Annotated in this window: 12 protein-coding genes; 4 read left to right on the top strand and 8 right to left on the bottom strand. The window is 73.0% G+C overall.

Annotated features, from left to right (window positions below):
* Window positions 1-10: 10 nt before the first annotated feature.
* The gene (locus DFP74_RS29405; RefSeq protein ID WP_121186729.1) at window positions 11-367 is read left to right on the top strand and encodes a helix-turn-helix domain-containing protein; all 357 of its coding nucleotides are present in this window, start codon (window positions 11-13) and stop codon (window positions 365-367) included.
* A 119-nt stretch (window positions 368-486) separates the two neighbouring features.
* Here DFP74_RS29405 and DFP74_RS29400 read toward each other — a convergent pair whose 3' ends face one another.
* From DFP74_RS29400 to DFP74_RS29380, 5 genes are all read right to left on the bottom strand, one after another.
* Window positions 487-951, bottom strand: a complete 465-nt coding sequence (locus DFP74_RS29400; RefSeq protein WP_121186727.1) for an Rrf2 family transcriptional regulator — start codon at window positions 949-951, stop codon at window positions 487-489.
* 192 nt (window positions 952-1143) lie between these two features.
* Window positions 1144-2622, bottom strand: coding sequence for a glycoside hydrolase family 3 protein (locus DFP74_RS29395; RefSeq protein WP_121186725.1), 1479 nt, complete (start codon window positions 2620-2622; stop codon window positions 1144-1146).
* A 134-nt stretch (window positions 2623-2756) separates the two neighbouring features.
* A complete protein-coding gene (locus DFP74_RS29390) occupies window positions 2757-3638 on the bottom strand; it encodes a carbohydrate ABC transporter permease (protein WP_121186723.1) in 882 nt (293 codons plus the stop codon).
* Entirely contained in the window at window positions 3635-4618 is a 984-nt protein-coding gene (locus DFP74_RS29385; RefSeq protein WP_121186721.1) for a carbohydrate ABC transporter permease, read from the bottom strand. Before DFP74_RS29385 ends, DFP74_RS29390 begins: the two co-directional genes overlap by 4 nt.
* A 92-nt stretch (window positions 4619-4710) precedes the next feature.
* Window positions 4711-5997 carry an extracellular solute-binding protein gene (locus tag DFP74_RS29380; RefSeq protein WP_121186719.1) on the bottom strand — a complete coding sequence of 429 codons (1287 nt, stop codon included), beginning with the start codon at window positions 5995-5997 and terminating at the stop codon, window positions 4711-4713.
* A gap of 258 nt (window positions 5998-6255) precedes the next feature.
* On the opposite strand from DFP74_RS29380, the gene DFP74_RS29375 reads away from it, so the two are divergent.
* Window positions 6256-7467, top strand: coding sequence for an ROK family transcriptional regulator (locus tag DFP74_RS29375; RefSeq protein WP_121186717.1), 1212 nt, complete (start codon window positions 6256-6258; stop codon window positions 7465-7467).
* 24 nt (window positions 7468-7491) lie between these two features.
* Here DFP74_RS29375 and DFP74_RS34060 read toward each other — a convergent pair whose 3' ends face one another.
* Window positions 7492-9156, bottom strand: coding sequence for a serine/threonine-protein kinase (locus tag DFP74_RS34060; protein ID WP_199725814.1), 1665 nt, complete (start codon window positions 9154-9156; stop codon window positions 7492-7494).
* A 168-nt stretch (window positions 9157-9324) separates the two neighbouring features.
* Here DFP74_RS34060 and DFP74_RS29365 point away from each other — a divergent pair, with 168 nt between their 5' ends.
* On the top strand, window positions 9325-9672 hold the full coding sequence (locus DFP74_RS29365; RefSeq protein WP_121186715.1) for a DUF1330 domain-containing protein: 348 nt from the start codon (window positions 9325-9327) through the stop codon (window positions 9670-9672).
* Window positions 9673-9703: 31 nt separating this feature from the next.
* Here DFP74_RS29365 and DFP74_RS29360 read toward each other — a convergent pair whose 3' ends face one another.
* Together DFP74_RS29360 and DFP74_RS29355 are read right to left on the bottom strand one after the other, a co-directional pair.
* Window positions 9704-10195, bottom strand: a complete 492-nt coding sequence (locus tag DFP74_RS29360; protein WP_233571212.1) for a GNAT family N-acetyltransferase — start codon at window positions 10193-10195, stop codon at window positions 9704-9706.
* Window positions 10196-10275: 80 nt separating this feature from the next.
* Window positions 10276-14988, bottom strand: coding sequence for a DEAD/DEAH box helicase (locus DFP74_RS29355; RefSeq protein ID WP_121186713.1), 4713 nt, complete (start codon window positions 14986-14988; stop codon window positions 10276-10278).
* An 80-nt stretch (window positions 14989-15068) separates the two neighbouring features.
* Here DFP74_RS29355 and DFP74_RS29350 point away from each other — a divergent pair, with 80 nt between their 5' ends.
* Complete coding sequence (locus DFP74_RS29350) at window positions 15069-15263, top strand: DUF3046 domain-containing protein (RefSeq protein WP_121186711.1); 195 nt, start codon at window positions 15069-15071, stop codon at window positions 15261-15263.
* The last annotated feature ends 61 nt before the right edge of the window (window positions 15264-15324 follow it).

Genomic DNA, 15324 nt, shown 5'->3' with positions numbered 1-15324 from the left:
GGGAGCGCGAATGATGGTCCTGCTTCGTCACCTACTTGGTGACGTGCTCAGGCGGCTGCGCCAGCGCCAGGGCCGCACCCTCCGCGAGGTGTCGGCCGATGCACGTGTGTCCCTCGGATACCTGTCGGAGGTCGAACGCGGGCAGAAGGAAGCCTCTTCCGAGCTGCTCTCTTCGATCTGCGGGGCCCTTGGGGTCCCGCTCTCGCAGGTGCTGAGAGAGGTCTCCGACCAGCTGGCCCTCGCCGAGCTCCAGGAGGCCGCGCTGCTCGGTGACGCGGTCACGTCCGATCCCGTTCCAGCGCAGGACCTCGGCATCGAGCCGGTACCGGATCGCGTTCCCCAGGTCGCCGACATGGTGGGGGTCTGACCCCCGCGTTCGGTACGTACGTCAGTTCAGCTTCCCCATGACCACATGAAGGAGCCGACCACCCGAGGGTGGTCGGCTCCTTCATGTGGGCGGTGCCCCGGCCCCGAGCGGGCACAGGCTCAGCGGTGGGTGTGGTTCACCCAGGCCTCGGGGTCCTCGGCGAGCGCCCGCACGGACTCGGGCAGCTCGTTGGTCACCAGGTGCTGGAGGTTGACACCCTCCAGGATGGACCGCTCGCTCGCGCGCAGGGCGATCCACACCTGTTGCAGACTGCGTGCGGCGCCGTCGTAGTCGACGTGTTCGGGGCGTTCGCCACGAACGTTGGCCAAGGGCCCGTCGACCGCGCGGATGATGTCCGCGAGGGAGATCTCCGCCGCCGGACGGGCCAGCCAGTAGCCGCCCACGGGGCCGCGCTGGCTGCGCACCAGGCCGGCACGGCGCAGTTGGGTGAGGATGTTCTCCAGGAATTTTCCGGGGATGGACTGAGCACGCGCGAGCTGCTCCGCCGTCACCGGCCCTTCGCCGGCGACAGCGAGCTCCGCTGCCGCGCGTAGCGCGTAGTCGACCCGGGCTGAAAGGCGCATGCTGTGATTATGCCGTGTTTTGAAGGGCGAATGGGGCACCGGCCGCCGACGGGGACGCCGTCGGCCGGGATGCTGCCCCCTAAGGATACTTCTCCGACCTGGTTTCGGGGACATCGGTGACGTCGTCCCCGGTGGCGGCCGGTGGGGGCGGGAGCGCCCGCCGCCGGGCGCGTCGTCGACGCCGCGGGGGACTCAGGCCCGGGGCGGCACCGCGGCGCCCACGGCACCGCCGGCGCCCAGCAGCTCGGCGGCACTGCGCCCGTTGACGTGCGCGGCGCCGTACGTGCTCACGTAGGCGCCGCAATCGGGCCGCCAGACGGGCAGGCCCATTTCCACGACCACGGCGGTGGGGTGGGCCGTCAGCAGGCGGCTGACGAGCTCCTGGGCCTCGGGATGGCGGTGCGCGTCGCGTACCACGACGACCAGGTCGCGACCGGACGCCTCGGCGGCCAGCCGGTCGGCGTGGGCGGCGTCGGGTGAGACCCGCCGCACGTCGGGGAACCAGGCGGACAGGCCCCACGGGACCTCGCCCACGGCCATGCCCGCGGGCGCGTCCACCTCCACGACGAACGGATCGGCCAGCGCGGGCAGTTCACCGTCCACCCTGGCCGCGCGGCGGGCTCCGGCCAGGCCGATGCCCTCGGTCTCGGCGGCGGCGGCCCTGCGGTCGGCTCTCGCGCGGATCCACGACCGCAGCGCGCTGGTGCGCTCGGCGGCCTCCTCCAGGCGCTCACCGGTCAGGCGGCCTTCGCGGACCGCGTCGATCAGCGCCGCGCGCACCCGCACGATCTGGTCGGCGTAGACGAACCGGCCCAGGCACAGCAGGTCGCAGCCGGCGGCGACGGCGCGCACGCTGGCCTCGGGGATGCCGATGCGGCCGCTGACGCCGTCCATGTCCATGGCGTCGCTCATGACGACCCCGGTGAAGCCCAGTTCGTCGCGGAGCAGGTCGTTGAGGATCCGCGGTGTGAGCGTGGCGGGTCCGTGTCCGCCCAGGGCGGGCATCTCGATGTGCGCGGTCAGGATCGTGCGGACCCCGGCGTCGACCGCCGCCCGGAACGGGGCGAGCTCGCGCCGGTGCAGCAGGTCCAGGTCGGCCTCCACGCGGGGGAGCGCGTGGTGGGAGTCCTGTGAGGTCGCGCCGTGGCCGGGGAAGTGCTTGGCGCACGCGACCACACCGGCCTCGTGCAGGCCCCGCACGGCCGCCGCCGCGTGCCGCGCCACCAGGTCGGCGTCGGAGCCGAAGGAGCGGGTCCCGATGACCGGGTTGTCGTCCGCGACGTTGACGTCCACGGACGGCGCCAGGTCCATGTTGAAGCCCAGGCCGGCCAGCCGGCCGCCGAGCGAACGGTGGGTCAGGCGGGTCAGGTCGGTGTCGTCGACGGCGCCCAGGGCGGCGTTGCCCGGGTAGTCGCTGCCGCGCGCCTGCCCGATCCGGGTGACGTCGCCGCCCTCCTCGTCGAGGGAGATCAGCGGGGTGTCGGCGGCCTCGGCCAGCCGCGCGTTCAACGCGGTCACCTGCTCGGAGCCGTCCAGGTTGTTGTGGAACAGACAGACACCGGCGATGCCGTCCGCCAGACCCTCCAGCAGCCAGCGCGGGGCGTGGTGGGACTCGAAGGGGACCAGCAGCGTGGCGTTGGCCAAGCGCGCCAGGGTCGGGTCGTTCGACATGACGAACTCCGTTCGGTGAGCGTGAGAGTCCACAAGAAGGACTACGGCCGAAGGCCGTCCGTTGAGGGCGGTGGTGGGTGACGGGTGGGCCTACTGCCGAAGGCCGTCCGTTGAGGGGGTGGGGCCGGGCGGGGTCAGCCCTTGACCGCGCCCATGGTCAGACCGGAGACCATGCGGCGCTGGACGAGCAGGAAGAAGATCATCACCGGCACGGTCAGCAGGGTCGAGGCGGCCATGATGGAGCCCCACTCGATGGACACGGCGCCGAAGTAGTACTGCAGCGAGATCGGCAGCGTGTAGGCGCCCGTGTTGTTCTGCAGGAACGTGAACGCCACGACGAACTCGTTCCAGGTGGTGATGAAGGCGAAGATGCTCGCGGCGGCCAGCCCGGGGGCGACCAGCGGCATGAGGATGCGCCAGAAGATCGTCCAGGCCCCGGCGCCGTCGATGGCCGCGGCCTCCTCCAGGTCCTTGGGCACGGCGTTGACGAAGTTGCGGACCATCAGGATGGTGATCGGCAGGGACACCGCGACATAGACCACGAACACGCCGGCGAGGCTGTTCACGAGCTCCACGTCCAGGGTCCGGCCCAGGTGGAAGAAGTTGACGAAGAGCGAGATGATCAGCGCCTCGACCGGCACCATCTGGATGACCAGCAGCAGGAGGATGAACACCGAGCGGAGCCGGAACCGGTACCGCGCGACGCCGATCGCCGCGACCAGCGACAGCAGTGCGGCGACGGTGACCGATCCCAGGGTCACGATGAGGCTGTTGGTGAGGAACGACCAGAACGACGTGCCGGGGATGAGCACCCCGGACAGGACCCGCTCGAAGTGCTCGAAGGTGATCGTGCGCGGCAGCAGCGTGGGTTCGCGGGTGAAGATCTCCCCGGTGGGCCGCAGCGCGGTGGCCAGGACCCAGTAGACGGGGAAGACCGCGAAGACGAAGACCGCGAGGGCCGCTGTGTACAGGCCGACCTTGCCGACGGCCCTGCGCAGACGGTGGACGTTGTTCATCGGGTCTCTCCCTGGCGGATCATCACTCGCAGGTAGTACGCGGTGATCGCGAGGACCAGGACGGTCATGATGACGGCGATCGCCGAGCCCATGCCGTAGTTCGGCGGGGTCGAGGCGAAGCCCAGTTGGTAGATGTAGACGGGCAGCAGGGCCACCTCGCGGTTGGTCACTCCGCCGGCGAGGATGAACAGCTGCGTGAAGATGCGGAAGTCCCAGATCACCTGGAGGACGAGCAGCAGGGCGAACAGTGGCCGCAGCATGGGGGCCGTGACGCTCCAGAAGCTCTTCCAGGCGCCGGCGCCGTCCATGCGCGCGGCCTCGTACAGCTCGCCCGGAATGCTCTTGAGCCCGGCCAGCACGCTGATCGCCACGAACGGGAACGACTGCCACACCACGGTCACGATGAGGATCGGGAAGAGCGTGCTGGGGGAGTTGAACCAGTTGAACTCCCCCCACCCCGATCCCACGAGCCAGTCCGGCAGTGCCGCCAGGATCGTGTTGACCAGGCCGTACCGGGTGTCGAAGAGCCACCGGTAGACGATCGCGGCGCTGATGACGGGCGTGGCCCACGCGAGCATCAGGCCCAGGCCGAGGATGGTGGAGGCCCAGTTGGGGAGCTTGTGGAGCAGGATGCCCACCAGGGTCCCCAGGATCATCGTCAGGACCACCATGGCCAGGCACACGACGATGGTGTTCCGGAAGATCTCCCAGAAGCGCGCGTCGGTCAGGACGGCGGTGTAGTGGGCGAAGCCGTTCCACTCCGCTTCCTGGCCCTGGAGCTGGCGCAGCCCGTAGTCGTGCAGCGACATCCACACCATCTGCACGATCGGCCACAGCAGGACCACGGCGAGTGTCGCGAGGGCGGGGAGGATCAGGAGGTAGGGCGTGAGCGCTCGGCGTCGCGATACCCGCTTCGAGCGCAGGCGCGGCCGGGGCTCCTGCGGTTCGGGGGCGGTGGCGCGTTCCAGCGTTTGTGTCATGGCTGTTCTCACCTGGCGGTTGGGCGGGGCGGCCGTCGGTCCGACGGCCGCCCCTGGCCGTACGCGGTCGCGTACGTCCGTGGCTGCTCCGTTTACTCGGTGGGGCGGTTGAGCGCCTCGGTGAGCTCTTCGTTCAGTTCGGGGAGCACGTCGTCGGCGGACTCGCCCTCGGCCATGCGCTGCACGGCGGTCTGGACCGTGGTCAGCTCCCACTGGACGTGACCCCAGTTGGGGGTGTCCGGGAACAGGCGCAGGTCACCGCCGGCCTGGGTGGCGGCGCCGGCCAGGACCGGGTCGTCCTGGAAGGTGTCGCTCTCCAGCACGTCGCCGTAGGTCGGGAACATCGAGGAGACCTCGTTGTAGGTCAGCGCGTTGTCCTTGCTGTTCAGCGTGGTGATGTAGTCGAACGCGGCCTCGGGGTGCTCCGAGGTGCCCCACACGGCGAGGTCGGAGCCGCCGCCGAAGGCGGGCGCCATGCCGTCCGCGCCGGGGATCGGCGCGGTGGCCCACTGGTCGGCGTGCTCGTCGTTCAGGTCCTCCAGCTGGGCCCTGGCCCAGGGACCGTCGATGAACATGCCGAGGTCGCGGTTGACGAAGTCGGCGTGCGCGCAGTCGACCTCGTTCAGGCCGATGCAGGCGCTCGGGGAGACCTCGTCGACGGTCAGGCCCGCGTAGAACTCCAGGGCCTCGGTGGTCTCGGGGGAGTCCAGCTGTCCGGTCCACTCCTCGCCCTCGAGGGTGGCGAACTCGCCGCCGTTGGACCAGACGAAGCTGGCGATGCCGTTGAGGAAGTCGGTGGGTGCGGCGAAACCGGGGACGCCGTACTCGTCCTCGATGTCGGCGGAGACCTCCAGGAGCTGGTCCCAGTCCTGCGGCGGCTCGTGGCCGAGCTCGTTCAGCCAGTCGGCGTTGTACCAGAGGGCGCGGACGCCGCTGTACCAGGGAACGCTGTACTGGGCGTCGTCGAAGGTGCCGTTGGCGTAGGCGCCCTCGAGGATGTCCTCGCGGTCCTCCCAGTCCTCGGCCAGTTCGGCGACGTCGTAGAGCGCGCCGGCGTCGGCCCAGGTGGGAACCTGGTCGTTGCCGATCTCGACGACGTCGGGGCCGCCGCTGACCATCGCCGTCTGGAACCGCTGGGAGAACTCGCCCCAGGGGACCCACTGCACGTCGACCTCGGTGTCGGGGTAGAGCTCCTGGTACTGCTCGGTGACCGAGTCCATGAAGGCGTTCTGGTCCTCGGTGGCGTCTCCCATCCGCCACACGGTGAGCGTCTCGGGGGCATCGGCGGTGGAGCCGCCCCCGCCGTCGTCGGAACCGCCGCCACAGGCGGCGGCGAGCATGACCACGGCCGAGGCCGCGGCGATCTTGGGGAACTTCATGGTGTACCTGTCTCCCTTCGCACGGCGCGCTGGGGCTCGACGCCTGTGCTCGACGCGGCCTGGGATCATGAGTGATCCGACCGCTTCGACGACTGTGTGGGAACTGTGCTGGGATCGCACTGTGGCCGCCCCGCCGGCGCGGGTACCGGGGGTCCGTGCCCGTTGGACTCGGACCTTCCAGGACGTGACCTCCTGTGAGGTTGTGAGCTAAATTAACAGGAAACTTTCCTAATAAAAACAGGGTGAGGTGTCACGGTTATGTCTCAACGTCCGGGGACTCCCCGGCTGCTACGCCAGCTCAACGACCGTGCGGCACTGGAGCTGCTGCTCTCCGCCGGTCCGTTGACCAGGACGCAGCTGGGCACGCGAACAGGACTGTCCAAGGTGACCGCCTCCCAGCTCCTGGCCCGACTGGAGGAGCGCGACCTGGTCCGCGTGGTCGGCAGCAAGGCCGGCGGCCGCGGACCCAACGCGGCGCTCTACGCGGTCGTACCAGAAAGCGCTTACGTCGCGGCCCTCGACGTCAGCGCCGGACGGGTCACGGCCACCATCGCCGACATCACGGGCCGTGTCATCAGCGAGGTCAGCGTCGACCCCAGCGCCTCGGACGATCCCGTCGCGCTGGTGCACACCGCCGTGATGCGCCTGGTGGAGAAGACCGGTGTCCCCCTCGACAGGATCCGCGCCTGCGTGATCGGTACACCCGGCGTGGTCGATCCGCGCACGGGCGACATCCGTTTCTCCTTCGATCTGATGTCGTGGCACGAGGGGGTGCTGGAGGCCCTGCGGGCCGACCTGAAGCGGTCCGTGATGATAGAGAACGACGTGAACCTGGCCGCCATGGCCGAACACGCGGAAGGGGCCGCCTCCGGCGTGGCCGAGTTCGTGCTGATCTGGCTCAGCGCGGCGGGCGGCGTCGGCATGTCCACGATGATCGACGGCCGCATCCACCGCGGGCGCTCGGGCGGCGCGGGCGAGATCGGCTACCTGCCGGTGCCGGGGGCGCCGCTGCCCACCGACATCGGGTTGTCCGGCGGCTACGAGTCGCTGAGGGACGATTCCGGCGAGCTGCCGCACGGGTTCCAGGCCCTGGTCAAGTCCAACCAGGTGGTCCGGCTGGCGGCCGAGCACGGCATCGTCGGTGAGGACGTGGTGGACGTCGTCAGCGCCGCCTCGGCGGCCGGGACCCCCGACGCCGACGCCTTCCTCGACGCCTTCGCCGAACGGCTCGCCCGCGGGGTGGCCGCCGTCAGCGTCGTCATCGACCCGGGCCTGGTCGTGCTCGGCGGCGAAGTGGCCAGGGCGGGCGGCGCCAAGCTCGCCGAACGGGTGGAGGCCGCGACAGCGCGGATCGGGCCCAACGCCACGGAGGTCGCGCTCGGTACGGTCGAGGGCAGTCCCGTGGTCCGGGGGGCGCTGCTGCACGCGCTCGAACGCGCGCGCGAGGAGGTGTTCTCCTCCACCGTGTGAGGAGCCCCGGGCCGGGGCGCGGCGTCAGCCGACGGGTTCGAAGGACGTGATCATCCGCTCGAAGTCGTCCGCGTGCTCCTCCCTCAGCTCCGCAGGGAAGTTGAGGGTCAGCCGGTACGAGCGGCCCTCCTCGGGGTCGCTGAGCTCCCGGACCAGCATCCACCGCTCCGGCACCTGCCTCTCCTCATGGCGGAAGGTGACCTCGTACACGGCGGTCCCGTATCCGGTCATCGGGGGCCCGGTGCTCAGGCGCAGGCTCTCCACGTCGGTGAAGTCCGCGTTCTCATGGAGGATCTCCTCCATCCGCAGGAGGGAGTCGTAGGCTCCCAGGGCGAGGACCTCGCTGTCGGTGGCGGTGACGGAGGCCGTGCCGGTCTCCACCCCCGTCGCGAAGTCGTAGGCGGCCAGAGGGGTGGACACCTCGCTCTCGTGCTCGTCCGTGACGTCCTCGGCCTCCCAGTCCTCGGGGAGGAGGAGCCGCACGACACCGTCGTCGAGGAACTCGAACCCCTCAGGGGGCTCCGCGGCCTCCTCCGCCGCCGCGGCCTCCTCCGCCGGTGCCTCCGTGGCGGGGGCGGTCGGCTCCGCCCCGCCCTCCTCCGGCCCCAGGGGGATCAGGCGCGCAACCATGGCGACGGCCATGATCAGGAGCGCGACCACCAGCGCGGCCGCGCCCGTCCACAGCAGGGGCCGACCGGAGCGCCGGGGCACGGGGGAGTGCGCGGGGGCCTGAACGGGGTGGGCGGGAGAGGCGGGCACCGAGGGCCTGGACGCGTGGACCGCGGGTGCCGGGGCGGAGTGGGCGGGTAACGAGACGGAGGGCGGCGGGGTGGGCCCGGGCCCGTCGAGCAGGGCCAGAGCCCGTTCCGAGGTCAGGCGCCTCCGGGGATCCCGCTCCAGCAACCCGCCGACCAGGGCGGTCAGGCGGGCCCCGGCCGGCGGTCGCGGCACGGGCAGTGTGAGCACGGCCGTGAGCGTGGAGGTGAGCGAGTCCCGTTTGAAGGGGGAGGCGCCGGCCAGCGCGGCGAACAGGGTGGCGCCCAGGCTCCACAGGTCCGAGGCCGCCGTGGTCTCGTCCCGGTCCAGGCGCTCGGGGGCGGCGTAGGCGGCGGTGCCGAGGATCGTCCCCGTGCCGGTCAGAGCGGTCGCGCCGCCGTCGGCCAGGTTCGCGATACCGAAGTCGGTCAGCACCGGCCGCGCACCGCCGTCGGCCAGCATGATGTTGGCGGGCTTGACGTCCCGGTGGATCACCCCCGACCGGTGGGCGGCACGCAGCGCGTCGAGCAGGGGCCGGGCGATCCGCTCCACCTCCCGCTCGGGCAGGGGGCCCGACCGGTGCAGGAGGTCTCGCAGTGACTCGCCGTCCAGCAGTTCCATCACGATGAACGGGGTCCCGTCGACCTCCAGCACGTCGTGCACGGTCACGACCGACGGATGGGGGACGCGGGCCGCCGCCCGGGCCTCGCGCACCATCCGGGCCCGGGCCCGCTCCCGCTCCCGGGGCGGCAGGTCGGGCGGCAGGTGGACCTCCTTGATCGCCACGTCCCTGTCCAGTCGCGGGTCGAAGGCGCGCCACACCGTGCCCATCCCGCCGCTGCCGAGCTCCGCGCGGAGCTCGTACCGGCCGACGGTCGCTCTTCGCGCGGCGGTGAGGTCTTCCGTGGGGTCCGCGGGGTCTGAGGGGGCCATGGACACCATGGTCGCAAACCCGCCGCGGCGGTGGGACGCGGCGGCGGACGGTCCAGGGGACGGTCGCGGTCACCCGGCCGGGTCGATGACCTCCGAGGTCATCGACCCCCGTGCGCGCGCCTGCCACGATCGCCGGTGACACGGAGACCGACCGGCCGAGAGGACACCATGCCCGCCTACGCCATCGCGCACCTGCGAGCCGCCGACCCGCACCCGGAGATCGCCGAGTACATCGAGCGCGTCACGGCGACCTTCGAGCCCTACGGGGGCCGCTTCCTCGTGCACGCCACGCCGCACGAGGTGAAGGAGGGCGCCTGGCCCGGGAACATCGTGATGATCGGCTTCCCGGGCATCAGCGAGGCGCGGGCCTGGTGGGACTCGCCCGCGTACCAGGAGATCGCGACGCTGCGCTCGCGACACATCGACGGCGACATCGTCCTGGTCGAGGGCGTCCCGGAGGGCTACGACCCGGCGCTCGCCGCGAAGGCGGTGCGGGAAGCCCTGCCCGCCGAGTGACCGCGGGTGCGCCGCGTGGGCCCGGCCCCGGTCAACGGGTCCGACGCGCCATGACGAGCCGGGGGCGGACCCGGATCGGGGCCTCCGACTCCCACAGCCGGGCCAGCTCCGGTCCCCACAGCGCACGGGGCAGGGGAGCGAAGCCGCGGGCCAGGTACCAGGGCCCGTTCCACGGCAGATCCCGGAACGTGGTGAGCGTGAGCCTCTCGTGGCCCCGCGCGGCCGCCTCCGCGCAGACGGCCGCCAGCAGGGCCGAGCCCACACCCCTGCGTCCGTGGTCGGGATCGACCGCGATCTGTTCCAGGTGGGGGAGCCCGTCCACCGTGACGGTCGCCGCCAGGCCGCACGGCCGGCCGTCGGTCCCGGCGGCCACCAGGACGCGCTCGGCGTGCGCCAACAGGGTGCGGGGGTCGTCCGGGGGCAGCTCGACCCCGGCGTCGGCGAACATCGTGTCCGCCGCCAGCGACACCCGGACCAGGTCCGGTGCGTCCTCGTCCCGCATCGGCCGGATGCGCACGTCCATGCCCCGCTCCCGTTCCACGGCCTCGTGTCCGGAGCCATTGTGGCCCGGGGCGCCCGGATCCGCCACCGCGTTCCCGCCGCTCAGTCGCGCAGGCGCAGCCCCTTGGGTGTGACGTGGAAGCCGTGGGACACCAGCGCCGTGTCCAACGGGGTCCCGAAGACGTCGGCGCCGTCGCCGCGCTCGACGACCACCGGGCCGAGCCCGCGCTCGCGCACGGTCGCGGCCAGGGCGGCGGCCGCGCGTTCCAGCGACGCCGGAGGAGCCCCGAACGTGAGGGCCGAACGCCCGCCCAGGTGCAGGTACAGCGTGGGCTCACCGTCGTCGAGGACCACCAGCGCGTGCCCGACCCGGGCCGGCCGCCCGGTGCCCTCGCCGCCGGTCGAGGGCCACGGAAGGGTCTGTCCGTAGGGGTTGGCCGGGTCGGTGGCGGCGAGCACCAGGCACCCGTTCCCGCCTCCGGCTCCCGGGCCGCCGGTCCTGCCGGCAGCGCCCTCGGACACCGCGCGCAGCCGGTCCACCGCGCCGGGCAGCGCGAACTGGGCCCCGCCCAGCCCTTCCACGAAGTAGCCCCGGCGCACCTGGCCCGACTCCTCCATCGACCGCAGGACCTGGTACTCCTCCCGGGAGATCCGCCGACCCTGCGCCCCGTAGGTCACCAGGCCCTGCTCGTCCAGCTTGGCCTGGGCGCGCGCGAGCGCCCGCAGGGTCGGATCGGTCTCGCGCTCGGGCAGCGCCGACCACCGGCCGGCGGCGGTCGGCGGCCCCGACCGCGAGGGCATCACCGGCCGCCCCCGGCGCCCGGCACGGGCGGGTGAGCGCCGGCGCGCCGGCCCCGACCCCAGCAGGGCCCGGAGCGGGGCCAGGGAGTCATTGGTCACGTGGCCGGCCCACACCAGGTCCCACAGCGCCTCCACCAGCGCGGCGTCGGAGACCACCGACCCCAGCGCCCGCGCGGAGCGGTCGGACAGGTCCCGGAAGAACATCCCGCCGCCCGCCGACAGCACCTCCAGGACGGCGGAGGCGACGGGCTCGGAGTCCGAGGGCAGCGGGGCGGGATCCGGGAGCAGTGCGGCCGCCTCGTCGGAGGGCACCAGCGTCAACCAGCCGTCGTCCCCGGACAGGCCTGCCCGTCGCCCACCACCGCCCGGCGGCCGCTCCGCGGCGGGTCGGGCACCCTCAACGGACGCCTGCGGCGCGGTCCCTGCCCGTCGCCCACCACCGCCCTCGCCGGAGGGCCTGCGGCCGCGGCGTCCACCGCCCAGCCCCGCCCACACCACCTCGCCTGCCTGGGTCAACGCGTCCAGCTCCACCGGCGCGTATCCCTCGACGCGGGCGGGCAGCACGCTCGACTCCAGGTCCGACGCGGCGATCGGCGCGCCCCGCATCGACTCCACCGCCGCGAACACCGCGTCCGGTCCGCGCAGCCGCTCGCCGGGGACCGCGTGCTGCCAGCGGGGGAGGAAACGGGCCAGCGCCGTGGGCGGCACCGGCTCGACCTCGCGGCGCAGCCGGGCGATCGAGCCCCGCCGCAGCCGCCGCAGCACCTCGGCGTCGCACCACTCCGGCCGCTCCGCGGTGGGGCGGGCACCCTCAACGGACGCCTGCGGCGCGGAGTACCCCTTGGGGCGGAACTCGCCGCTGACCACCCGGCCCGAGCCCTCCAACTCCCGCAGCACACCCAGGACCACGTCCTCGGACAGGCCCAACCGCTCGGCCGCCTCCGACGCGTGGAAGGGGCCGTGCGTACGCGCGTACCGCGAGACCAGGTCGCGCCGCGGGGCCTCCACCGGTTCCAGCAGGGCCTCGGGAATGCCCGGGGGAGGGACCGCGCCGAGCGCGTCGCGCAGCCGGGCGGCGTCCTCCACCGCGTACCAGCGCTCGGCGCCCGCCACCGGTCCGCGCACCACACGGCCCGCCTTCGCCAGGTCCTCCAGCCACGCCTCGCGCACACCCCGCTCGGCCGCCTCCCGCGTGGTCAGCGGTCCGATCTCGCGCAGGAGGTCGGCCGTGGCCTCCGCGTCCCGGACCGGGGCCGCGGTCCGCTGGAGGAGGGCGTCGGTGTGCTCCACGACCTCCGGGTCGAGCAGGTCCCGCAGGTCCACCGTGCCCAACAGGTCGGCCAGCAGGGAGGAGTCGAGCGTGAGCGCCTGCGCGCGCGACTCGGCGGCCGGGGCGTCCCCCTCGTAGAGGAAGGCCGCCGTGTACTCCATCAGCAGCGACTGGGCGAACGGCGAGGCCCGCTCGGTGCGCACCTCGACCACGCGCACCCGGCGGGCCCGGATGTCGGTGAGGACCTCCACCAGGGCCGGGACGTCGAACACGTCGCGCAGGCACTCGCGCACGGTCTCCAGGACGATGGGGAAGGACCCGTACCGGCCCGCGACCGACAACAGGTGCGCCGAGCGCAGCCGCTGCTGCCACAGCGGCATCCGCTTGTCCGGGCGCTGGCGCGGAAGGAGCAGGGCGCGGGCCGCGCACTCGCGGAACCGGGCCGCGAACAGGGCCGAGCCGGTCAGCTCCTGGGTGACCAACTCCTCCACGGACTCGGGGTCGAGGGTCACCAGGTCGGTGAGTTCGCGGGCCAGGACCGCCGCGTCGTGCTCGATGTCGGGCAGCCGGACCACGATGCCGTCGTCGCCGTGCACCACCTGGGCGTCGACGCCGAAGCGCTCGCGGAGCCGGCCGCCGAGGGCCAGGGCCCAGGGGGCGTGCACCCGCGCGCCCAGTGGGGAGTGCAGCACCACGCGCCAGTCGCCGACCTGGTCGCGGAAGTGCTCCAGCACCACGGTGCGGTCGTCGGGCGCCTGCCCCGTGGCCTCGCGCTGTTCCGTCACGTAGGCCACGAGGTTGTCGGCCGCCCAGGGATCCAGGCCGGCGGCGAGCGCGCGCTCGACGGCGGTGTCGTGGTCGGCGGCGGCCAGCTCCCGGGTCAGCGCGCCCACGGCCCGGCCCAGTTCGGCCGGCCGGCCCATCGAGTCCGCCTTCCAGAACGGCATGCGCCCGGGGCGGCCCGGTGCCGGGGAGACCAGGACGCGGTCGGCGGTGATCGCGTCGATCCGCCAGGAGGTCGAGCCGAGGACGAAGACGTCGCCCACCCGCGACTCGTAGACCATCTCCTCGTCCAGCTCGCCGACCCGGGTGGGCGCCCGCCCGGAGGCGGCGGTATCGGACAGGTGCACCGCGTACAGGCCGCGGTCGGGGATGGTCCCGCCGCTGATCACGGCGAGCCGCTGCGCGCCGGGCCGGGCGCGCAGGACGTCGGCCTCGCGGTCCCACACCACGCGCGGGCGCAGCTCGGCGAACTCGTCGGAGGGATAGCGGCCCGAGAGCATGTCCAGGACGGACTCCAGGACGGAGTCGGCCAGCCGGGCGAAGGGCGCGGCCCGGCGGACGAGCGCGGCGAGGTCGGCCACCGGCCAGTCGTCCATGGCGACCATCGCCACGATCTGCTGGGACAGGACGTCGAGCGGGTCGCGCGGCATCTCCAGGCGCTCGATGCCCCCCGCGCGCATCCGCTCCACGACCACGGTGGCGGCCAGCAGGTCGCCCCGGAACTGCGGGAAGAACACCCCGCGGGAGGTCTCCCCGACCTGGTGCCCGGCCCGGCCCACGCGCTGGAGCCCGCTGGCGACGGAGGGCGGGGCGGCCACCTGCACGACCATGTCGACGGCGCCCATGTCCACCCCGAGCTCCAGGCTGGAGGTGGCCACGACGCAGCGCAGCCGGCCCGCCTTGAGGTCCTCCTCGATGAGCGCCCGTTCGGCCTTGGAGACCGAACCGTGGTGCGCCCGGGCGATGACGGGCTCACCGCCCCTGCTCTGCCCGGACTGCCCGATGACGTCGGCGGCGTGCTCCTCCGGGGGCAGGCCGCCGCCGTGGAGTTCGGCGTGCAGGTCGTTGAGCCTGGCGCAGAGCTTCTCCGCCGTGCGGCGGCCGTTGGTGAAGACGATCGTGGAGCGGTGGGCCTCCACCAGGTCCAGGACCCGCCGTTCGACGTGCGGCCAGATCGACCCGCGGGAGAGCGGGCCGGGGCCGGTGCCGGGGCCGTCGGAGCCCGCGCCGGGCCCGGCGGGACCGGGCTCCTCCATGTCGGGGACGGGCACGACCACGCTCAGGTCCATGTGCGGGGTGTCGTGCGGGGCGACCACCGAGGCGCCGCCGAGGAACTCCGCGACCAGTTCCGGCGGGCGGACCGTGGCGGACAGGCCGATGCGCTGGGCGGGCCGGTCCAGGAGGTCCTCCAGCCGCTCCAGGCTCAGCGCGAGGTGGGCGCCGCGTTTGGTGCCCGCCAGGGCGTGCACCTCGTCCACGATGACCGTCTCCACGCCGGCCAGGCTCTCGCGGGCCCGGGAGGTCAGGACCAGGAACAGGGACTCCGGGGTGGTGATGAGGATGTCCGGCGGGCGGGTCGCCAGGCGCCGCCGCTCGGCGGCCGGGGTGTCCCCGGTGCGCACGCCGACGGTGACGGGGGACAGCGGCAGGCCCTGCGCTCGCGCGGCCGCGGAGATCCCGGCCAGCGGAGCGCGCAGATTGCGTTCGATGTCCACGGCCAGGGCCTTGAGGGGGGAGACGTACACGACACGGCAGCGGCCGTCCCCGGGGGTCCGGGTGAGGCGGTCCAGTGACCAGAGGAAGGCGGAGAGCGTCTTGCCGGAGCCGGTCGGCGCCACCACCAGGGTGTTGCGGCCCTGGGAGATGGCGTCCCAGGCCTGGGCCTGGGCGGGTGTGGGGCCGGCGGGAAAGGCCTGGTCGAACCAGGTCCGGGTCGCGGTGCCGAAGGGTGCGCCGATCATGTCGCCAGTGTGCCCGCCGGGACCGACGAATTCGGTCAGGGGTGCCGTGCGCGTCGGCCGCATCACCGATACTGGGGCCGATGAGACTCTCGAATTTCTGGCACAGCATGCACGAACACTTCGGCGAGGCCTACGCCCAGAGCCTGGCCAAGGACTACGTCATCGCGGGGCTCGGCTCGCGCACGGTGAACCAGGCCCTCGCCGACGGCGTGGCGCCCAAGCAGGTGTGGCGGGCGGTGTGCGAGGCGTTCGACCTTCCCACGGCCGTCCGATGAGGGTACGGGCTATCGAACACAAGTTCGGGTAGTGTGGGTTGTCCACAGGCGTTCGTGTGGC

The organism is Nocardiopsis sp. Huas11 (assembly GCF_003634495.1).
Lineage (GTDB): Bacteria > Actinomycetota > Actinomycetes > Streptosporangiales > Streptosporangiaceae > Nocardiopsis.
This window is presented reverse-complemented; position numbering and strand designations above follow the sequence as displayed.